The organism is Macrococcus capreoli (assembly GCF_025628935.1).
In the GTDB taxonomy this organism is placed as follows: domain Bacteria; phylum Bacillota; class Bacilli; order Staphylococcales; family Staphylococcaceae; genus Macrococcoides; species Macrococcoides capreoli.
Genome location: NZ_JAOTIS010000004.1, coordinates 101,035 through 122,344 on the forward strand (window position 1 = coordinate 101,035; position 21,310 = coordinate 122,344).

Below are 21,310 nucleotides of genomic sequence, written 5' to 3' on the forward strand. Positions count from 1 at the left end.
TGATGAAAGTATTATATTTTGCACATATTAAAGCGAAAGTAAATCGCGCACAAGACGAGTTTACATTTTCAGATCCTATAACAGTAGCGGATTTCAAAGTCCACCTTGGTAAGACGTATCCGAATATTCAAGGTGAGTCATACCAAATCGCCGTTAACGAAGAATTTGTAAAAGATGATGAATTAATTCATAACTCGGATGTCGTGGCATTAATTCCACCAGTAAGTGGTGGTTAAATGATAGGGGTTATACTAGCAGGTGGTAAATCATCACGCTTTGGTAGCCACAAATCGCTGTACCCATTGGATGGACAACCGTTTTATGTTCATATTTATCATGCGATGATTGAGAGTGGTTTAGAACGCGTTGTAATAAGTAGTAATAAGATGTTATCGCAATATTTTATTGATGATATTAAGATGCGTGGACTAAATATCGAAGTCATTGAAGATGATATCGTGTATAAAGAGTGCGGTCCGTTATCGGGCATTTATGCTGTGATGCAGGCGATACCACATGAAGATTATTGTGTTATTTCTGTAGATACACCGTTTATTACGTCGGTTGCATTGCGTTATTTAGTTGAGATGGCGGGAATACATCGTAAAAGTGCTGCAATTTTTTATCGTGATAATGATCAATATCATCGAACGATTGCAGTATATCGATATGAGCTTTTGCCGCTCATCCAGCAATCATTAGTAACAGGAAAGCTTGCTTTGAAAGAAATTACACAACATAATACAACAATGATTCATGTGAATAGAATTAATAGCACACCGTATTGGTATGAAAATATTAATACGAAAGAGGATTTAGAGCGCGTGTTAAAAGTGAGGAGTGGATATTATGGGACAAATAACAGATAAATTAGGGCGCCCAATCCGCGACCTTAGAATATCAGTGACAGATCGTTGTAATTTTAGATGTACGTACTGTATGCCTAAAGAAGTGTTTGGAGACGACTATGTATTTTTACCGAAAGATCAGTTGTTAACCTTTGAGGAATTAGTACGTCTTGCAAAGATTTATGCTAAACTAGGCGTGAAAAAGATCCGTATTACAGGTGGAGAGCCTTTACTTCGCCGCGATTTACCTGATTTAATTGCCTCACTGAATCAAATCGAAGGAATAGAAGATATCGGTTTGACAACGAACGGATTACTGCTAAAAAAACATGGGCAAGCTTTGTATGATGCAGGATTACGTCGTATCAATGTATCGCTTGATGCGTTAGATGAATCATTCGAAGAGATTAATGGACGCGGGATTAAAGCATCTCAAATATTAGAGCAAATTGATTATGCCGTATCGATTGGGCTGGAAGTTAAGATGAATATGGTCATTCAAAAAGGATTGAATGATGATCAGATGATTCCGATGGTACAGTATTTTAAAGATAAAAAGATTACCCTTCGCTTTATTGAGTTTATGGATGTAGGGAATGATAATGGCTGGAACTTCGACAAAGTCATTTCAAAAAAAGAAATGATTGAAATCATATCGAATAAATTTGATATTCAACCTGAACCACCGAAATATTTTGGAGAAGTTGCGAAATATTACACACATGATAATGGAGCGAAACTTGGCTTTATTACAAGTGTTTCAGAATCATTTTGCTCAAGCTGTACACGTGCACGTTTAAGCTCAGATGGTAAATTATTTGGCTGCCTTTTCGCGACAGATGGTTATGATATAAAAACATTCATGCGAAGTGGTGTGAGTGATGAAGCATTAGAAGCAAAGCTTACACAATTATGGAATAATCGTAGTGATCGTTATTCGGATGAGCGTACGGAAGAAACAGTGAACAATCGAAAGAAAAAGAAAATTAATATGAACTATATTGGTGGATAATTTTTTTATTATATTAATATACCGATTATTTTATATGTAAATTGAAGGTATAATAAAAATATCTTTATATATGATAGTGGAATAGCATTTGGTCTGATTTTAGGACTAGGTGCTATTTTTGTATTTTATTATTTGGATTAAACGTTTATAATGAATAAGTAATAACTTTTTGTAACTGATTAGGGAATACTGGCTTCATTATTATTTTATTTAGAGGTGACCTATGGAAAGGGATAAAAAGTTAATGTTAAGAAAAGCAGTTAAGCCGTATGAGAAATCTGAGTTTCAGCTTAGTATCATACAAATTTGTAATACTCTTGTACCGTATATTTTATGTATCGTGTTAGGCATGTTAGCGTATCGAATATCACCATTTGTTTCAATTACATTAGGTGTGATTGGTGCATTCTTTTTAGTGAGAAGCTTTATTATTTTTCATGACTGTTGTCATGGCTCATTCTTTAAGAATAAGCAATGGAATGATCGATTAGGGAATTTCACTGGATTTCTGACGCTATTTCCATATGAACAGTGGAAAAGAGAGCATAATATTCATCACGCGACGAGTGGCAATTTAGATAAAAAAGGCGTTGGCGACATCTGGATGATGACGATTGAAGAATATGAAGCGGCTGATAAGAAGACACAACTAGCTTATCGTGCATATCGTCATCCTTTTGTGATGTTTATTCTGGGACCAATTTATTTATTGTTAGTAGCAAATCGTTTGAATAGAAAAGATGCAAGGCAGAAAGAGCGTGTAAATACATGGTTACATAATTTAGCGATTGTAGTTGTTTATGGCGCAATCATTTATTTCTTTGGATTCGGGATGTTTGCTGCAGTGTTTATTCCAGTAATGTTTATTGGTGGGATGTTAGGTATATGGATGTTCTACATTCAACATACATTTGAAGAATCATATTTCGAGGAAAACTCAGAGTGGGATTATGTGAAAGCTGCTGTAGAAGGTAGTTCTTACTATAAGTTACCGCGATTATTGCAGTGGTTAACAGGTAATATTGGATTTCATCATGTACATCATTTAAGTCCTAGAATTCCAAACTATTATTTAGAGAAAGCACATGAAGAAACACCACCATTACAACATGCGACAACAATCACGTTAAAGACAAGTCTAGAATCGATTCGTTATAAACTGTACGATGAGAAGAAGAAAGTGTTTATTACATTTAAAGAGTATTATCAGAACTATAGCGGTAAGAAAGTAATATAAAGAAGGGATGTGGGCCGTTGTGGCCCGCATCCCTTTTTATAACTATTTAAAGAATACAGCTATAATGTGTTCAAGTTGCTCTGGTGTTAAAGTTAAAGTGTTTTCACTTGCTTTTGAGAGCATAGCTTTCGTATTTGTCTCGTCAAAGACAACTGACTTTTTGAAATAAGGTTCAAATACTTCGATATAGCCATTTAATATTGCTTCCTGGTCATTCATCGTATGTTTTTCACTTGTTGGCGCAACAGTAAGTTGGTCAAAGTTTAAATATTTTTTAATCATTGATAGCACGGCTAAGTTTTCAGGGGGTTCGTTATTTGTAATATGATAGATTGTCTTGTCTTCAGCATGTGGGATGGCGTGTGCCAGCACCTTCACTACATAGTCAACCGGGACTAAGTTGGATGTACAGTTATCATCGACAAATAAACGATAAGTTAAGTGTTGGTGATTAGCATTTCGATCCATCTTACGCTTAAATACTTTTAATGCTTTCATAAAGCCGTACATCGTAAATTTAGAATCAGCTGCACCAGTTACGGAATCACCAATAATAATTGCTGGACGAAGGATAGATGTCTTCATCGATGATGCTGCAACTAAATGCTCAGCTTTCACTTTACTTTCTTCATAAGGATTATTTGTTTCAGCATGAATATCATGAAGTACTTCTTTTGCATCTTCATTAATGCCTACAGTATATGCAGTTGAAACGTAGAGAAAGTGTTGTGTATTAATTGCCTGGGCGAAGTCTAAGGCATTTTTTGTGCCTTCATAATTAATCTTAAATAAATCCTCTCTCAAGTCTTCATCAAACTTAACAAGTGCTGCCAGGTGGTAGAAATAATCCATCGGAGGTAACTGATCGATGATTTCAGCGTCAACACCGAAGTTTGGAAGCGTGATATCTCCTTGTATAAAGTGTAGTCTATATTTATTCTGTTCTGTAATAAGTTTATTTTTACGATGTTCATCGCGATATAATACATAAAGTTCATGTTGTTCGTCTTGTAATAAACGATTAATCAACTGTGCGCCAACAAATCCGGTTGCGCCTGTTAAAAATATTTTCAAAGTTTTCACATCCATTATTTTTTAATCCGTACATTCTATTGTGCTAAAAATAGCATTTTAAGTAAAGTGAAAACATATGTAAATAGCAAAAAAACTAAGACGATATAATGTCTTAGTTTAATGCATCGTATTTATGAGCATTTTTACCGTGAAGTATAAAATACACAATCATACCAAAAATGACGACAAGTGACATATAGAAATATAGTCCATGAAGACCGATGATTGGTATGAATATACCAAGTAAATATGGACCGAATCCTAATGCAAAATCTAAAAATATGAAGAAAGTTGAGGTTGCAAGTCCAATCTTTTTAGGTTCTGTTCTTTTAACTGCGATTGCTTGAGCAATTGATAAAAAGTTACCATAACCGAAACCGAGTAGCATTGCACTGATAATCAACATGAATGCACTATGCGTTAGACTCAAAGTGAATAATCCAGCTACAAATGAAATCAATGCAGGTATCATCACGATATTGGTACCACGTGTATCCATTAAACGACCTGTAAAAGGACGGGAAATTAATACAACGATTGCGTATGCTAAGAAAAAGAAACTTCCGGCAGTGACTAAATTGTTTTCTTTAGCGAAAAAAGAGATGAAACTCAATACACTTGAATAAGCAGTACAACAGATGAGTACGACAATCGCAATTGGTATTGCATTTATATCGATGAAATTAGAAATATGCAGACCATTAGGAGACTGAGATTTTAAACTTTCTAAATCTTCATTTACTTTGATGATCGGTAACATGAATAGTGCAATTAAAGCAAGTGCTAAACAGAAAATGAAAAGCTGTCTAAATGAGATGAATTGAAGTAAGAACATGCCAAGGAAAGGACCAACAGCAGTGGCCATTACAGCACTCATACTAAAGTAACTAATGCCTTCGCCGCGTCTCCTTTTCGGTGTGATAAAAGCGGCAATTGTACCAGTAGCTGTAGAGGCAACCCCACATCCAACACCATTTAGTAAACGGACGATAATGAGAACGGTTAAATCAAAAGAAGCAAAATAAAGCGCAGTTGTTATAGTAAATATAAATACTCCGATAACGAGAGTTTTTTTCTGACCTAGAATATCAATATATTTACCGGCCCAAAATCTACCGAATAAACTTCCAACGATAAAAATACCAGATACGAGACCAGCTGTACTTGTAGAAACATGATAGTGCTCAACTGCATAGCCGCCAATTGTAACAAGTAATAAAAACATGGAAAGCATAATAATAAAGTTAATAAGTGAAACAAGTATGAATTCGAGAGTCCATAATTTATCAACTGAGTGAGACAAATAATCATTCCTTTCTTATAGTATTACTCTGAATTAATAACTATAATATTATAGACCTTGAAAAATTATATGTAAATAATAAAGCTTAAGGCAGCACCTTAAGCTTTACTATTATAAAAATTTCGTATTGATAAATTTAGCAGTTACATATTCCTTAATACCTAGATGTGAATTTTCACGTCCGAAACCTGATTGCTTTACACCACCAAACGGTGTTTCAGGATTTGAAATTGCGACAGCATTAATACCTACCATGCCATACTCTAAGTTGGTTGCTAATGTATTGATAGCTTTACCATCTTTTGCAAATGCATAGCTTGCTAAACCATATTCGCTGTCATTCGCCATGCTGATTGCTTCTTCCAAAGTCGTAAACGTAATGATAGGAACAACGGGACCGAATGTTTCTTCATAGAAAATATCCATTGTGGTGTTGACATTATCTAAAATTGTTGGCTGGAAGAAGAAACCGTTATCGTATATATCACCAGTTAAACGATGTCCACCTGTGATAAGTGTTGCACCTTTATCTGTTGCATTAACGATTTGTTTTTTGATTTTGTCGATTGCATCTTCTCGAATTAAAGGGCCGACATTCGTATCTACTTCAAGACCATTGCCTACTTTTAATGCTTCTACTTTTTCCTTGAGTTGCGCTAAAAACGTTTCTTTCACTGATTCATGGACGAAGATTCTATTCGGCGCAATACAAACTTGTCCGTTGTTACGGAATTTGGCAGCCATAAGACCTTCTACAGCAGCTGTAATATCAGCATCATCATTCACGATAAATGGTGCATGTCCACCCAGCTCTAGTGACATTTTCTTTAATGTGTCTGCAGATTGAGCATATAAAGTCTTGCCAATCGGTGTTGATCCTGTAAATGTAATCTTCTTTACAAGTTTAGATGTAGTAAATGCTTCACCAATATCTTTCGAGCTTCCCATGACAATGTTTGCGACACCTTTAGGAAGTTCAGCTTGTTCGAATAATTCAAAAATCGCAAGCGCTGAAAGTGGCGTATCACCTGATGGTTTGAGGACAACTGTATTACCAGCAGCTAGAGCTGGGGCCAGTTTACGGGTAATCATGCCTGACGGGAAGTTCCATGGTGTGATTGCACCGACGACGCCTATCGGTTCATAAGCGACTTCGTATTTATGATTGTTTGGTGCAGGAATTGTTTCGCCATACAAACGACGCGCTTCTTCAGCATTCCATCTGAAGCTTTCTGCCCCGCTAATAACTTCAAGTCGCGCTTCTTTAATTGGTTTACCTTGTTCTACTGTCATAATTTCTGCTAATCGGTCAGCATTTTCTTCAAGTAAATCCGCGATTTTATGCAGATAAGTTGTACGTTCTTTAAGTTCTAATGATTTCCAATGTTTAAATGCATCGTGTGCCGCCTGAATCGCATCTTCTACTTGTTCCTTTGATGCCTGAGCTACTTGAGCGATAACTTCATTCGTCGTTGGATTAATTACATCTTTATAGTCTGTAGTCGTCATCCATTGTCCGTTAATATATAAATCTTTTTTGAGATTGTTAATTGATTCAGTCATATCTATCCCTCTTTCAGATTTGTGATTATAGTTATATTTTCCCTTTCATAAATGAGTTAAACAAGTGATATGCATTGTAAGTTAATGTATACTTATTATTATTTTACTTTGGAGGTTAACATGAAACGTCAACAGCAAAATCGATTCCTGCTCGTCATTGTTTTAGGGTTACTTGCGGCATTTGGACCGTTGTCACTAGATATGTATTTACCGGCGTTACCAAGTGTTGCTGATGAGTTGCATACGAATGCTTCTAATGCACAATTAAGTTTAACAGCTTGTATGATTGGTTTAGCAGTAGGACAAATATTTGTAGGGCCACTCAGTGATATTACAGGGAGAAAGAAACCATTAGCGGTTGTGTTACTTGTGTATGCAGTTGCATCATTTTTAGCTGCAACAAGTACAACGATTGAGATGCTCGTGGCATTTCGATTTATTCAAGGGTTCTCAGGGGGAGCCGGAGCAGTATTATCTCGTGCGATTTCAAGTGATTTATATAAAGGGAAAGACTTGACGAAATTTATGGCAGTATTGATGCTAGTTAACGGCTTAGCACCCGTATTAGCACCTGTTATTGGAGGGGTGATATTAAGTTTATCAACATGGCATACCGTATTTATAATTTTGGCAATTTACGGTACGTTGATGTTTGTACTATCATTTACCTTGAAAGAAAGTTTACCAAGTGAGGCGCGTCATGAAGGTGCTTTGAAATCAGTGTTTAATGATTTTAAGATGCTATTAACGAACAAACAATTTGTCACGGTACTCTTGTTACAGTCATTAACGTATGGCGTATTGTTTAGTTATATTTCAGGGTCACCTTTTATTACCCAGAAAATATATCATATGAATGCGCAGCAATTCAGTTATTTATTTGCGTTTAACGGGATTGGCTTAATATTATTTAGCCAACTTACTGGGAAGTTAGTCGATAAAATGAGTGAAGTAGAAATACTGAAATTAGGTCAGACAATTCAATTGATCGGTATGATTGTTACATGTTTAGTGCTGGTGATGCATTTACCGATGTGGTGTTTATGGATAAGTTTCTTCTTGTTAATAACACCGGTGAGTATGATTGGAACGACAGGATTTTCAATTGCGATGCAAGTTCAGAAACAAGGTGCAGGTAGTGCGTCTTCTATATTAGGATTAATGCAATTTTTAGTTGGTGGATTATTGTCACCACTCGTTGGAGTGATGGGTGAAACATCAGCTGTACCGTTTATGGTTATCATATTCGTTTGCACGATGTTAGCGCAATTCATACGTATACAATATCTGAAGCACATCACAGTGTAGTGGTGTGTATTTTTTTAGAAATTTTTTAAAGTGTTGTAATATGTAATTTACAATATTTTGTTATAAAGGTGGTAACAAACATCGGAGGACAGACATGATACAACCACCACGTATTGTTGTGCTTGAAGATATATTGAAACGTCGTTTGCCAACATATGAATATAGTGAAGATTATCATAGAAGTTATTACGGTTATTTAGGGGAAGTACAATTTTTAAAAGAATTCCCCGTTGATGAAGCATATGTGCAGTTGTTTAATATGTGTATTGAATATGATAAACAGAGATTTGAAATTGATCGTCTTGTATTAACAGGCGACAAAATTTTTGCATTTGATGTTAAGAATTATTTTGGAAACTTTCAATATGATGAATATTACTGGAAGAAATCGGGTGGTTCAATCAAAAATCCGGAACCACAATTTGTGACGATGGATAGTACATTCAGTGGCTTAATTGATTTTATGAATACTGGTCATAGTGTTCATAGCAACATGATATTTATTAACAAAGGGTTTTCAATAGATAGAAAAGTAGATGGAGTCGTGAAGTATTATGATATAGGGCGTGTGATGAAACGTATTGGTGAATGTGCACCTGCAGGGAGTTTAGAAAGGAAAATGGCTAATTTTTTTACAGATATTCATCGGCCGATTGAATTGCACCACCGTAGACCAAATTTTAATTTTAAAAAGGTAAAGTCGGGGATTCAATGTATGCGTTGTGGATTGAGTGTGACGATAGAAGCCGATAAATGTAAAAACATTGTTTGCAAAGGATGTCTAAAACGTAATACGAAGATGGAGCTTGTTCGCGAAAACCTGGTTGAACTAGAGGTATTACTGGATCGACCGATAACGTTAAGTGAAGCAAATAAATGGATAGGAAGAGCGCAGAGGAATATTACTAAACGCGTATTAGAAAGAAACTTTAATAAATGTGAACGTGGTTTTTATAGTTTTGAGAAATATTATAACGACTTAAAATAATGTCACGCACCAGCTGTGATGCGTGCCAAAACCGAGAAAGTGTCACGCACCAGCTGTGACGCGTGCCAAAACCGAGAAAATGTCACGCACCAGCTGTGACGCGTGCCAAAACCGAGAAAGTGTCACGCACCAGCTGTGACGCGTGCCAAAACTGAGAAAATGTCACGCACCAGCTGTGATGCGTGCCAAAACTGAGAAAGTGTCACGCACCAGCTGTGACGCGTGCCAAAACTGAGAAAGTGTCACGCATCAGACGTGACGCGTGCCAACTTTCTATAATCAATATTTAATACCACTTTCTTAAATCAACATCTTCACCACAAACCAGCAACTGCCTAGTTGTACAGTCACAAACAACAAATAGTAAATCAATACGGGTAATCTCGTTAACTGACTGAGCATCGCACCGTCCCACGTCGTATTTCGTTGTAGATATATCAACGTTATTGTATAACTCGATAGAAGCGTATCTGCTAATAGAATACCTAAAACAATATAAATTGCCCAATTTCCTATCACCCACAATGAAACGACATCAGGATATTGGTAGTACAAGTAACATCCACCTACAATGAGTAACATAACGAAGAAAGGAAATATCTTTCTAGATGTTTTCACAAAATAATAGAGAAACACAAGGCCAAACATAATCCAAAATCCTATTTGCCACGTCTTTAACAAACAATATACGCCTATAATCAGAAAGAATGGAGGAAATAGATAGCCTGCTATAAACGTTGCAAATCTATTCCATCCTGAAATAGTTTGAGAAATGGCATATCCGTTTCGGCCTGTTCGTAGTCGCTCAGATCTTCTCGTAACAATAACAATATCGCTAACTTTTCCACCTGTTAACTGGCAGACGATAGCGTGACCGAACTCATGTAATAATGTTGGCACATAACTCAGCCATAACATCAATACACCCGGTCGATTATAGTAATACATTGCTAATATTAAATAAATGGTACCAATTACCAACAATAAATATGTATTCACAACCTCACCTCTTCAAAATAGTAGCACAAAAAAAGATGCAACTCCTCAACCTGGAGTCGCATCTTTATGTTATTTCTCTTTATGTGGACGGATGACTGCAGCTAATATAATTGCAATGACACCAAATATTCCAAGTCCTAAATACATTTGCATCGGTGTATTAAACTCCAGCTCATGTCCTAAATAAATAAGTTGTCTAATACCATCGCCATAAATTTTGAATGGGTTCCAGTCAAATAAATGATCTTGATAGAACTCAGGTAACATTTGCTTAGGTAATGTTAATAACTGCATACTAAAGAATAAGGCTAACATGAATAATGGTAAGGCTGGCATACCTAGCCAAGACATTAATCCTAAAATTAACATAATAAATCCGAACATTGCGATACTGATATAAATACTGACACTAAATGTATCAGGCATGTCGAACCCTAATACTGATGTGATAAACCATACGCCACCGAAACCACCGATGATAGCAGTTACTGAAGCGGCAATGATTTGGAATAATGAAGCAATAAATCGTTCACGTTTAGGTACAATATTTGAACCTCTAAATGCAAAGTACAATAACACAGAAGAGAGTAATGAGCCTAACCAGATTGGTGTAAAGAATAACATTGGAGCGTTACCCATCGCCTGATGATCGTGAATTTTATTCATAACTGTATGGTCTACGTTAACGGGATACATGATTTGATTCATTGATTTTGCTGATACTGAAACATTTGCTTTATCTAACTGTGTTACGGCTTGTGATGCAATCGTGTCATTCAATTTAGTTGTTAAGTTTGATAAGATAGTATCTGTAATTTGAGCCCCTTGTGTTGATGCTCCTTGATTTATCATTACTTTTAATTCACCTTGTTTAACGTCAATAGGCTTCAATAAATCTTTATTTGCTTCAAGCATTTTCGCTTGTTTTGTTTTCATTTCCTGGATAATCACTTGAGCCTGTGCTGGTGCCAGTGTACCACTTGCTATTTTTTGCTGGATATCTGTTTGGAATGCTTTTGCTTTTTGTTCTCCTTCAGCTTTCTTTGCTGTTTGGATTTCTTTACGCATCGCACTAGTTGCGTCACTTGTGAATGTTTCTGGAATAACTAACGCGCCATAGTATTTTAAATCTTTAAAGCCTGATGTTAATTCACGTTCATCTTTGACCTCAATCAATTTCACTTTTTCTGTAAAGTCTTTTGTTGATTGGAGTTTATCGATAAAAGATTTGCCGATATTTTGTGATTTGCCTTGAATTTCAATCCCTTTATCTAAATTAACAATAGCAATTGGCATTTCTTTCGGTTTAGGATTATAAGCTGGCGAGAAAGCGAGCGACAATAATCCAATAATTAATAATGCGACAATCGGAACGAGATAAATTAATTTATTTTTTAATATTTTCATAATGTTGTCCTCCTAATGAACATTGTGTTGATTAATTAATATATTGTTTATTATAATCAGATTAATAAACGATACAATAACCAAAAAGGGACGATATGTTAGTTAAAGAACAAAGTAACATTATATGTTGATTAAAGGACGTATCATTGAAAAATAATCATCGCTAATCTTGGCAGCATCATTAATAATGACTTTAAGGAGATGAATTGCATGGAAGATAGACGTGTCAGAAAAACGAAGCAAAGTATAAGAACTGCAGTGCTGGAATTAATGTTAGAAAAACCATTCGATAATATTACGGTGAACGACATTGCTGAAAAAGCAGATATTAACCGTGGTACATTTTACTTACATTATGTCGATAAATACGAGCTACTTGAAAAAATTGAAGATGAAATGATCCAGAAATTCATTACAATTCAACGTATGATGGATGTGAGTCAAATTATAGAAGAGGATAGCTTGTTTCAGGAAGTATTTATCAAGAAAATAATGCATATTCTAAAAGATGATAAATTATTTTTTAAAGTGATGTTACATCCTAATTTAAATACGACATTTGAATATAAATTTAGAAAAATAATACAAGAAAATTTCGAAAGAATGATAGATCTGGAAACGATTCAAGGTATTCCGTTTAATTATTACTTTGCCTTCGTGTCAAGTGCGCAAATTGGTGTGATTAAGCAATGGGTACGCAGTGATATGCAGGAAACACCTGAACAAATAGCACAATTTGCATATGAGATGGCTTATAACGGTCCGATTCGATTGTTACAGCAGGAAATGAAAAAGAAGCACTAAGTATTTCACTTAGCGCTTCTTAATTTTTGGCCAGTAATAGTAGATTAATAAACCAAGACCTAACAAGAATGATCCGATGAGTAGTGTCATTAATCCATAATAGTGATCATTCCAGAATTTTTTAAACTTGTATTGCTTGTAACCTTCATATGTTACAGTTGCTGGTTTGTACTGGCTGGAAATAAATTCACGATCATAATCATAATGCACTTTCCCTTTATTTAAGACGAGCTTACCTGGCTGACCAATTTTTACGACATCATATAAATCGTTATAAACATAATATTCTTTCCCGTTAAATTTATGCACGCCCTTTGAAAGTACTTTTTTATATTCATATTGATTGTAAACTTTATCGAGCAATGCATTGGCCATTTTATTACGATTGAATTCTGCAGGAGAATCATACCAATCACCGACACCCAATATCACTTCAATGACACGTAAATTATTGCGTTTAGAGGTGATGGTCGTATTAAACCCAGCTGTATCACTTGACCCCGTCTTAAATCCATCTACACCTTTAACGCCTAAACGTGCACCTTCTAATGAATGATTGTAAGTTGGGAAAGATTCCTCATCTTCTGTATTTTCTTTTATAGTGACATACGTCTTGTTCGTAAAACGCAGTATTTCCGGATATTCGGATACGAAGTGTTGCGCTAATATTGAAAAGTCACGCGCTGTCGTTAAATTATCACCATCTTGCTGGTAACGTTTCGCCTTATATTGAAGTAATAAATTATTCGGAGGGCCAGCAGGATTTAAAAAATGCGTATTTTTCATGCCTAAAGCTTTCGCTTTCGCATTCATTTTATCAATAAAATCTGAGTCATCTTTCTCTACAAGATTCGCCAGTAAATAAGTTGCAGCATTACTGGAAGGTGTAATTGCTAACTGAATTAATTCTTCTACAGTATAGGTTGCACCTTCGCGAAACTTATTGTTACTTAGCATAGGAAGTCGTGAAATACCGTAATATTTATCTGTTACTTTCACTTTCGTGTCGAATGTAATATCACCGTGTTCCATTTTTTCGAACAATAAATAAAGTGTCATAATTTTTGACATAGAAGCAGGTGGCCACTGTTTATCCATTGCTTCCCCGTAAAGCAATTGTCCGTTATATGCAATCACTGCTGTACCTTGTGGATTGTCTTTCGGTGGGACATCATAACCTTGTTGATTCGCGATTTCGTAAGGTGATACTGCGTAAGCTACGTGCGAATAGCTTAATAATATAAGCAAGCTTAATATAATGGTACTTGAAGAAATTCTTTTCATTCGTGACGACTCCTATTGATTCATTTTTACAATGATTTCATTCTATCATATTACGGTTGGCGAAGTTGGAGATTAACAATTTTTTAATATTAATGTTTTTCTCATAAGAAAGTTGAATTGGTAAACAATAAAAACAGACGTTAATTTTTGTGAAACGTTTACATATTTTATAATATTCGCGTTTTAGTAATAGGATTTATTCGGATGTGAAAAAATGTTCGTAAATAAATGAAAAAAAGTGTATTGTTTACGAGGTAATCATGCTATAATCAAAAACATAAAAAATTAAAAAAGGTGGAAATCATGAATACATTTTTATTACTTAATATTTTAGGTATTTTTGTCTTTGTATTAGTTGCATTCGCTTTCTCACGTGACAAGAAGAATATCGACTGGAAATCAGTTGCGATTATGCTTGTTGTCAACTTATTCTTAGCATGGTTCTTTACACAGTTCTCATGGGGACGTAATGGTGTTAAAGCTGTAGCAGATGCATTCAGCTGGATGTTACAAGCAGCTTATGTTGGTATCGGTATGCCGTTTGGTAGCTGGACAGCACCAGGCCCTGGTAAGATGGATATGGCTGTTGCTGCTTTATTACCAATCCTATTCATCGTTCCATTATTTGATATGTTAATGTACATTGGCGTTTTACCATTTATTATCAAATGGTCAGGCTGGTTAATCGGTAAAATTACAGGTCAACCGAAATTTGAATCATTCTACTCAGTAGAAATGATGGTATTAGGAAACACAGAAGCATTAGCAGTTTCAAAAGCACAAGTTGCGAAAATGAATCCAACGCGTGTTTTAACTTTAGCTTTAATGTCTATGAGTTGTATTTCAGGTTCAATTGTTGGTGCTTATGTAACAATGGTGCCTGGTGAATTAGTATTAACAGCAATTCCATTAAATATTATTAACGCAATTATTATTTCAGCAATTTTAAACCCTGTTAAGGTTACAGAAGAAGAAGATTACGTTGTTGAAATCAATAATGAAAACCGTCAGCCGTTCTTCTCATTCTTAGGAGATTCAGTTATTGGTGCTGGTAAATTAATCTTAATCATCATCGCATTCTTAATTGCATTTGTATCTTTAGCGCACTTTGCAGATATGTTATTAGGATTAATTAACAAAGACTTAAAATTAGACTTAATTTTAGGTTGGGTAATGGCGCCATTTGCTTTATTACTTGGTTTACCTTGGGATCAAGCGGTTACAGTTGGTGCACATATGGCGAAGAAAGTTATTACTAACGAATTCGTTGTTATGATTGATATTCAAAAAGCACTTCCTAAAATGGATACACATATGAAAGCTGTATTAGTAACATTCTTAATTTCATTCGCTAACTTCTCTACAGTAGGTATGATTATTGGATGTTTAAAAGGTATTGTTGACATGAAGACATCTGACTTTGTTGCAAAATACGTACCAATGATGTTACTTGCAGGGATTTTAGTATCATTATTATCTGCAGGATTCGTTGGATTATTCAGCTGGTAAGATTTAATAATAACTTCATAAAGAATTAATAATGACTTGTTATAATAGCATTGTAAAAAAGCGAATAAGGGAGACGGTTCTTTATGAAAAGACTGTTAAGAGATCTTAGAAGACGCTTGAAACGTGCATTTAAATCAAATAAAAAGTCGTTAGCAAACTAAAGCAGGATTGGGTACTTACCCAATCCTGCTTTTCCTTTATTTTGATGTATGTGTATAATATTGAAAAAATTAGCGAGGTGAAAGTATTTTTGAAAACTTTTTGAACATGTTTAAACGTTGATATGACGTAGTTTTGTATCACTGGAAAAAGTTTTTTGTACTAATTGTGAAAAAAATCACAAAAAACACTTGCTTCTCAATGATATCCGTTGTATATTGTAACTGTACCAAGTAGCAACAGATAAAAATAGATACAGTTTTCTTTATTTTCATACTCACGGTTGCTACTTAAATCGAAAAAACAGAGAGAAGGAAAAGCAAATGTTCGTAAATTCATTTGATCCATTCAACAATTTAGCTTTATCAGCAATTATCGCAGCAGTACCGATTATTTTATTCTTACTTTGCTTAACGCTTTTCAAGATGAAAGGTATTCATGCAGCGTTATTAACATTGATCGTTACAGCGATTATTGCATTATTTGTATTTAAATTACCAGGTGCTGTAGCAGTTGGTGGGGTAACTGAGGGGGTTGTTCAAGGTTTATTCCCGATTGGTTACATTATTATCATGGCAGTCTGGTTATATAAAGTGTCAGTTGAAAGTGGTAAATTTCAAATTATTCAAGATTCCATTGCAGGTATATCAGCCGATCAACGTATTCAACTTTTATTAATCGGTTATTGCTTTAACGCATTTTTAGAAGGTGCAGCAGGCTTTGGTGTACCCATCGCAATTTGTTCTGTATTACTTGTTCAATTAGGGTTTAATCCATTGAAAGCCGCAATGTTCTGTTTAATTGCAAATGGTGCATCTGGTGCATTCGGCGCAATAGGTATTCCGGTTGGTATCGTGAATACGTTAGGTTTAAAAGGTGGCGTTACAGCAATGGACGTCTCACAAATGACAGCTTTCACTTTACCAATCATTAATATCGCAATTCCATTTTTATTAATCTTTGTTTTAGATGGCTTCAAAGGTATTAAAGAAACATTACCTGCAATCTTAATTTCAGGTGTGGTTTACACAGTAGCACAAGCTGTAATTACATTATTTATGGGTCCTGAACTTGCAGCGTTATTACCAGCATTATTAGCAATGGCAGCATTAGCGATTTTCTGTAGTAAATGGCAACCGAAAAATATATTCAGATTATCAAATGATGACGTCAAAATAACAACACATCCGATAAAAGAAATTGTATTAGCATGGAGTCCTTTCTATTTATTAACTGGATTTGTATTAGTTTGGAGCTTACCAGCATTTAAAGCATTATTTTTACCAGAAGGGCCATTAGCCAAAGCGGTAATTCAATATCAAATGCCTGGTACGTTCAATGAAACATTGAAAAAAGGCGTGATGCTTAAATTAGATTTAATAGGTGCAACAGGTACAGCGATTTTACTAGCAGTGCTATTTACGATCATTCTTTCACCTAAAATTAATTTAAGTAAAGGCTTTAATTTATTAGGTAAAACAATTAAAGAATTATGGATCCCAATCGTTACAATTTGTGCAATCTTAGCAATCGCAAAATTAACAACATATGGTGGTTTAACTGTCGCAATGGGTCAAGCAATTGCTAAAACAGGTTCAATCTTCCCATTATTATCACCTATCTTAGGTTGGATTGGCGTATTTATGACAGGATCAGTAGTCAACAACAACGTATTATTTGCTTCAATTCAAGCAACAGCAGCAAGTACAATTGGAACCAACCCAGCATTATTAGTTGCCGCGAATACAGCAGGTGGTGTAATGGCGAAACTTATTTCACCACAATCGATTGCAATTGCAACAGCAGCTGTTGGTGCGGTTGGTCAAGAATCTAAATTGTTAAATATGACATTGAAATATAGTATTGGATTATTAGTATTCGTGTGTATCTGGACATTTGTATTAAGTTTAGTGCTTTAATTCATCAATTTCATTACTCAAAGTATTCATTAAAAAAACAATATAAAAGGAGTCTTTTAAAATGGAACAATTAAAAGGAAATAAAGTAGTATTAGTTGGTAATGGTGCAGTAGGTTCAAGTTATGCATTTGCAATGTTAAATCAAGGTGTATGTGATGAATTTGTAATTATCGATTTAAATGAAGCGAAAGCAATTGGAGATGCAATGGATTTAAATCATGGTGTAGTATATGCACCAAGCCCAATGAATATTAAATATGGTACGTATGCAGATTGTGGTGATGCAGACTTAATCGTTATTTGTGCAGGGGCAGCGCAAAAGCCAGGTGAAACACGTTTAGATTTAGTAGGAAAAAACATGAAAATCTTTAAATCAATCGTTGATGAAATTATGGCAACAGGATTTGATGGGATTTTCTTAATCGCAACGAACCCAGTAGACGTATTAACATATGCAGTACAAAAATTCTCTGGTTTACCAGAAAACCGCGTAATCGGATCTGGAACAATTTTAGATACTGCGCGTTTCCGTTATTTATTAAGTAGTGAAATTGGCGTTGCTGCAGATAGTGTTCATGCATATATTATCGGCGAGCATGGTGATTCAGAACTTGCGGTATGGAGTAGTGCCAACGTAGCGGGTATTAAAGTGACTGATATTCTTGAAAATAATGAAGAAAAAATGAACGAAATCTTTGTTAATACACGTGATGCTGCATATGAAATCATTAAAGCCAAAGGTGCAACTTATTACGGTGTAGCAATGGGATTAACACGTATTTCTAAAGCGATATTAGGTAATGAAAATTCTGTGTTAACAGTATCAGCAAAATTAAATGGTGAGTATGGTCATGACGATGTATACATTGGTGTACCAGCTTTAATTAACCGTAATGGTATTCAAAAAGTATTTGAAACACCATTATCAGAAACAGAAAAACAAAAATTTTCAAAATCAGTAGAAACTTTAAAAAGTATTCAAACACCATTCTTTGAATAATATGTTTAAATATTAACGTTTAAGGGCATCATGCTAATGATGCTCTTTTTTGTGCACGTGGATTGAAATTCGTTGTAATGTTCGTTACACTTACAATCGATTTTAACTAGAAGGAGGATAAAATGAAAGCAATCAAAAATTTAAACTTATCATTAAAATCAATATTCTTCGTACTGCTTGGATCGCTTATCTTTTCATTAGCAGTCAACATGTTTATCATTCCTGCCAACCTTGGTGAAGGTGGTGTCACAGGGATGTCTTTAATCTTCTTATATAGCTTTGGATGGTCACCTGCAATTACAACATTAATTATGAATATCGTCTTATTGATTGTTGGATATCAATTTCTTTCTAAACGTTCGATGGCATTAACGATTATTTCAATCGTTGCGTTGTCCATCTTTTTGAAATTGACGGAACCGTTACAACTACATCTTAAAGAAGTATTAGTGAGTACAATCTTTGGTGGCTTTATGGTCGGTGTTGGAATAGGTATGATCGTACTCGTTGGAGGAACGACGGCTGGGACAACGATATTAGCGCGTATTGCACATAAATATTTAGATGTAAGTACGTCGTATGCATTGCTATTTTTTGATTTGATTGTCGTGGCAATTTCGTTAACCGTTATTCCAGTAGAGAAAGCACTACTCACAGTATTAAGTTTGTATATCGGTACGAAATCAATGGATTTAATTATTGAGGGCGTTAATCCGAAAAAGGCGATTACAATTATTTCACAAAAGCCTGATCCGATTGCTAGAATGTTAGATGAGGATATCGGTCGAGGTATCACAATATTAAATGGTCGAGGGTATTATACGAAACGAGAAACAGAAGTGTTGTATTGCGTTATTAATAAACTACAGTTAACGAAGACGAAACGAATGATTAAGCAAATCGATGAAGATGCATTTGTTGTAGTACATGATGTTCGTGATGTGTTAGGTAATGGATTTATAAATGAAGATTAAGGAGTAGTGATCATGGAATTTATAAATTTAGGGAGTACAACGCTTGCGGCACAATATGTAGCGATTGAATTACTGAGACAAATTCAAAGTAATAAACGATCGAAGTTAGGACTAGCGACAGGTGGTACAATGGAACCTGTTTATGCACAACTTGTCCAATTGATTCAATCTAATCCAGTTGATTTGTCTGAAATTCAAACATTTAATTTAGATGAATATTATGAGCTGGATACAGAAAGTAAGCAAAGTTACTTATTTTATATGAAGCATCATTTATTCAATCATATTGATATACGACCTGAACAATATAATTTTCCTAATAATGATTCAGTACAGCTGGAAGCGGATAATGAAGCATATGATAGATTGATTATGCAAGATCATCCGATTAATCTTCAGTTACTGGGAATTGGTACGAATGGACATATTGGATTTAACGAACCAGGTACACCATTTGATTCAAATACGAGAATGGTAGAGTTAACGAACGAGACGATACAAGCAAATGCCAGATATTTTGATAGTATTGAGGAAGTTTCGACGAAAGCGGTAACGATGGGGATAAGATCGATTATAAAATCGCATCGTATTATATTGCTGGCAACAGGTGAGAAGAAGAAGCCTATAATGAAACAATTATTTCAAATGAAATATCCAGATGAAGTGATACCTGCAAGTGTACTGATTCATCATCCAAATGTATTAGTCGTTACGGATGATGCAGCATCACCGTATTAGAAATTGAGGGAATAGGGTGAGTGAACCGCTTGTAAGGTTTGCAGCTCAGTCGCGACGTAAAACAGTGATAATTAAACCGCATAGCAACACAAAAAAGCTACGCCAAAATTAACAAACGATTTTGGCGTAGCTTTTTAATGATTAATCTTTAAAGAGTTTTTGTTTAATCTTTTCGTTTTCTTCTTCAAAAATAGGATTATGACTTGATACAATTCCATGTGAAGCGGCTTTTGGATCAAGATACATCTTAATTTGGTTGATTGATGTTGCGGCATCATGGAAACAACCGATAATAAGATTAACTTTCGCATCGTGCTTTAATATATCACCGATAGCATAAATGCCGGGTGTGTTTGTAGAGGTATTAGCATTTCCTTTAATATAGAAATCATCTACACGTTCAAACTGAACGGTACTTTCATTTAATAATTCACAATCCATATGGAAACCATGATTAATAATCACATCGTCAACATCTAGCTTACTGATGGTATCGTCGATATTATGAATAATTTCAACTTGCTTGATTTCATCATCTTCAGCAATCAGTGAATGTATCGTTTGATTCGTTATTTTTACGACACCTAAATCATCTAACTGACGTACTGTTTCTTCATGACCTTTGAAATCTTCTTTGCGACAAATAATATGTACGCTTTTAGCAAAAGGTGCAATATCATGCGCCCAGTCCACTGCTGCGTTACCACCACCTGAAATCAGCACACGTTTATTTTTAAATCGCTTTAACGAAGGAACAACATAATGCAAATTGTTCACTTCATAGCGTTCAGCGCCTTCAATATCCAGTTTGATTGGCTTAATAATCCCTGAACCGACAGCAACAATGACCGTTTTAGAATGGTATATCCCTTGATTTGTCTCAACAATAAAATGATAGTCATTAACTTTTTTTATATCCGTTACAACTGTATTTAAAATAACTTCCGGATTAAATGTTGTACCTTGTTTGATTAAATTCTTCATGATTTCTGAAGCGGGTTGTGGTGGTATTCCACCTGCATCCCAAACAATTTTCTCCGGAAATAAGTTAAGCTTCCCACCTAATGTATCATTCTGATCGATGATGCGTACTTTCAAACCGCGAAGACCAGCGTAAAAAGCGGCATATAAACCTGCTGGTCCACCACCAATGATCGTTATATCTAATATGTTATTCATATGTT

General features: G+C 35.1%; 19 protein-coding genes. 12 read left to right on the plus strand and 7 right to left on the minus strand.

Annotation, left to right across the window (positions count from 1 at the left end):
• The first annotated feature begins 2 nt into the window (after positions 1-2).
• The 4 genes from OCL94_RS04365 to desA all read left to right on the plus strand — a co-directional run bounded on the left by OCL94_RS04365 (position 3) and on the right by desA (position 3,097).
• Positions 3-236, plus strand: a complete 234-nt coding sequence (locus OCL94_RS04365) for a MoaD/ThiS family protein (protein ID WP_262995120.1) — start codon at positions 3-5, stop codon at positions 234-236.
• Positions 237-869 (plus strand): molybdenum cofactor guanylyltransferase, encoded by a 633-nt coding sequence (gene mobA / locus OCL94_RS04370; RefSeq protein ID WP_262994967.1) that lies wholly within the window; start codon positions 237-239, stop codon positions 867-869.
• The gene (gene moaA, locus OCL94_RS04375) at positions 847-1,860 is read left to right on the plus strand and encodes a GTP 3',8-cyclase MoaA (RefSeq protein ID WP_262995122.1); all 1,014 of its coding nucleotides are present in this window, start codon (positions 847-849) and stop codon (positions 1,858-1,860) included. Before mobA ends, moaA begins: the two co-directional genes overlap by 23 nt.
• A gap of 223 nt (positions 1,861-2,083) precedes the next feature.
• Positions 2,084-3,097 carry a Delta(5) desaturase DesA gene (gene desA / locus OCL94_RS04380; RefSeq protein ID WP_262994969.1) on the plus strand — a complete coding sequence of 338 codons (1,014 nt, stop codon included), beginning with the start codon at positions 2,084-2,086 and terminating at the stop codon, positions 3,095-3,097.
• 42 nt (positions 3,098-3,139) lie between these two features.
• Here the strand turns inward: desA and OCL94_RS04385 are convergent, their stop codons facing one another.
• The 3 genes from OCL94_RS04385 to OCL94_RS04395 form a co-directional block, all read right to left on the minus strand.
• Positions 3,140-4,180 carry an SDR family oxidoreductase gene (locus tag OCL94_RS04385; protein WP_262995124.1) on the minus strand — a complete coding sequence of 347 codons (1,041 nt, stop codon included), beginning with the start codon at positions 4,178-4,180 and terminating at the stop codon, positions 3,140-3,142.
• 103 nt (positions 4,181-4,283) lie between these two features.
• Positions 4,284-5,474 carry an MFS transporter gene (locus OCL94_RS04390; protein ID WP_262994971.1) on the minus strand — a complete coding sequence of 397 codons (1,191 nt, stop codon included), beginning with the start codon at positions 5,472-5,474 and terminating at the stop codon, positions 4,284-4,286.
• 111 nt (positions 5,475-5,585) lie between these two features.
• Entirely contained in the window at positions 5,586-7,037 is a 1,452-nt protein-coding gene (locus tag OCL94_RS04395; protein WP_411268474.1) for an NAD-dependent succinate-semialdehyde dehydrogenase, read from the minus strand.
• A 120-nt stretch (positions 7,038-7,157) separates the two neighbouring features.
• Here OCL94_RS04395 and OCL94_RS04400 point away from each other — a divergent pair, with 120 nt between their 5' ends.
• Positions 7,158-8,345, plus strand: coding sequence for a multidrug effflux MFS transporter (locus OCL94_RS04400; RefSeq protein WP_262994973.1), 1,188 nt, complete (start codon positions 7,158-7,160; stop codon positions 8,343-8,345).
• A gap of 94 nt (positions 8,346-8,439) precedes the next feature.
• Positions 8,440-9,333: an NERD domain-containing protein gene (locus tag OCL94_RS04405; protein ID WP_262994975.1), complete on the plus strand. Its 894-nt coding sequence runs from the start codon at positions 8,440-8,442 to the stop codon at positions 9,331-9,333.
• Between the two features lie 300 nt (positions 9,334-9,633).
• Here OCL94_RS04405 and OCL94_RS04410 read toward each other — a convergent pair whose 3' ends face one another.
• Together OCL94_RS04410 and OCL94_RS04415 are read right to left on the minus strand one after the other, a co-directional pair.
• Positions 9,634-10,332: a M50 family metallopeptidase gene (locus tag OCL94_RS04410; RefSeq protein ID WP_262994977.1), complete on the minus strand. Its 699-nt coding sequence runs from the start codon at positions 10,330-10,332 to the stop codon at positions 9,634-9,636.
• 69 nt (positions 10,333-10,401) lie between these two features.
• Positions 10,402-11,739 carry an ABC transporter permease gene (locus OCL94_RS04415; protein ID WP_262994979.1) on the minus strand — a complete coding sequence of 446 codons (1,338 nt, stop codon included), beginning with the start codon at positions 11,737-11,739 and terminating at the stop codon, positions 10,402-10,404.
• A 210-nt stretch (positions 11,740-11,949) separates the two neighbouring features.
• Between OCL94_RS04415 and OCL94_RS04420 the strand changes: the two genes are divergently transcribed.
• On the plus strand, positions 11,950-12,543 hold the full coding sequence (locus tag OCL94_RS04420) for a TetR/AcrR family transcriptional regulator (protein WP_262994981.1): 594 nt from the start codon (positions 11,950-11,952) through the stop codon (positions 12,541-12,543).
• Between the two features lie 9 nt (positions 12,544-12,552).
• Here OCL94_RS04420 and OCL94_RS04425 read toward each other — a convergent pair whose 3' ends face one another.
• A complete protein-coding gene (locus OCL94_RS04425) occupies positions 12,553-13,827 on the minus strand; it encodes a D-alanyl-D-alanine carboxypeptidase (RefSeq protein ID WP_262994982.1) in 1,275 nt (424 codons plus the stop codon).
• 303 nt (positions 13,828-14,130) lie between these two features.
• On the opposite strand from OCL94_RS04425, the gene OCL94_RS04430 reads away from it, so the two are divergent.
• The 5 genes from OCL94_RS04430 (at position 14,131) to OCL94_RS04450 (ending at position 20,126) form a co-directional block, all read left to right on the plus strand.
• Positions 14,131-15,336: a NupC/NupG family nucleoside CNT transporter gene (locus OCL94_RS04430; RefSeq protein ID WP_262994984.1), complete on the plus strand. Its 1,206-nt coding sequence runs from the start codon at positions 14,131-14,133 to the stop codon at positions 15,334-15,336.
• 482 nt (positions 15,337-15,818) lie between these two features.
• Positions 15,819-17,414 (plus strand): L-lactate permease, encoded by a 1,596-nt coding sequence (locus tag OCL94_RS04435; protein WP_262994986.1) that lies wholly within the window; start codon positions 15,819-15,821, stop codon positions 17,412-17,414.
• Positions 17,415-17,475: 61 nt separating this feature from the next.
• Positions 17,476-18,414, plus strand: a complete 939-nt coding sequence (locus tag OCL94_RS04440; protein WP_262994988.1) for an L-lactate dehydrogenase — start codon at positions 17,476-17,478, stop codon at positions 18,412-18,414.
• Between the two features lie 122 nt (positions 18,415-18,536).
• Positions 18,537-19,388 carry a YitT family protein gene (locus tag OCL94_RS04445; protein WP_262994990.1) on the plus strand — a complete coding sequence of 284 codons (852 nt, stop codon included), beginning with the start codon at positions 18,537-18,539 and terminating at the stop codon, positions 19,386-19,388.
• Positions 19,389-19,400: 12 nt separating this feature from the next.
• Entirely contained in the window at positions 19,401-20,126 is a 726-nt protein-coding gene (locus OCL94_RS04450; RefSeq protein WP_262994992.1) for a glucosamine-6-phosphate deaminase, read from the plus strand.
• Positions 20,127-20,267: 141 nt separating this feature from the next.
• On the opposite strand, the gene OCL94_RS04455 is transcribed toward OCL94_RS04450, so the two are convergent.
• Positions 20,268-21,305: an NAD(P)/FAD-dependent oxidoreductase gene (locus tag OCL94_RS04455; RefSeq protein ID WP_262994994.1), complete on the minus strand. Its 1,038-nt coding sequence runs from the start codon at positions 21,303-21,305 to the stop codon at positions 20,268-20,270.
• Positions 21,306-21,310: the final 5 nt, after the last annotated feature.

Coding starts and splice junctions, on each gene's coding strand:
- OCL94_RS04365 (WP_262995120.1), top strand. CDS start 3: ATGAAAGTATTATATTTTGCACATATTAAAGCGAAAGTAAATCGCGCA.
- mobA (WP_262994967.1), top strand. CDS start 237: ATGATAGGGGTTATACTAGCAGGTGGTAAATCATCACGCTTTGGTAGC.
- desA (WP_262994969.1), top strand. CDS start 2,084: ATGGAAAGGGATAAAAAGTTAATGTTAAGAAAAGCAGTTAAGCCGTAT.
- OCL94_RS04395 (WP_411268474.1), bottom strand. CDS start 7,037: ATGACTGAATCAATTAACAATCTCAAAAAAGATTTATATATTAACGGA.
- OCL94_RS04400 (WP_262994973.1), top strand. CDS start 7,158: ATGAAACGTCAACAGCAAAATCGATTCCTGCTCGTCATTGTTTTAGGG.
- OCL94_RS04405 (WP_262994975.1), top strand. CDS start 8,440: ATGATACAACCACCACGTATTGTTGTGCTTGAAGATATATTGAAACGT.
- OCL94_RS04415 (WP_262994979.1), bottom strand. CDS start 11,739: ATGAAAATATTAAAAAATAAATTAATTTATCTCGTTCCGATTGTCGCA.
- OCL94_RS04420 (WP_262994981.1), top strand. CDS start 11,950: ATGGAAGATAGACGTGTCAGAAAAACGAAGCAAAGTATAAGAACTGCA.
- OCL94_RS04425 (WP_262994982.1), bottom strand. CDS start 13,827: ATGAAAAGAATTTCTTCAAGTACCATTATATTAAGCTTGCTTATATTA.
- OCL94_RS04430 (WP_262994984.1), top strand. CDS start 14,131: ATGAATACATTTTTATTACTTAATATTTTAGGTATTTTTGTCTTTGTA.
- OCL94_RS04435 (WP_262994986.1), top strand. CDS start 15,819: ATGTTCGTAAATTCATTTGATCCATTCAACAATTTAGCTTTATCAGCA.
- OCL94_RS04440 (WP_262994988.1), top strand. CDS start 17,476: ATGGAACAATTAAAAGGAAATAAAGTAGTATTAGTTGGTAATGGTGCA.
- OCL94_RS04445 (WP_262994990.1), top strand. CDS start 18,537: ATGAAAGCAATCAAAAATTTAAACTTATCATTAAAATCAATATTCTTC.
- OCL94_RS04450 (WP_262994992.1), top strand. CDS start 19,401: ATGGAATTTATAAATTTAGGGAGTACAACGCTTGCGGCACAATATGTA.
- OCL94_RS04455 (WP_262994994.1), bottom strand. CDS start 21,305: ATGAATAACATATTAGATATAACGATCATTGGTGGTGGACCAGCAGGT.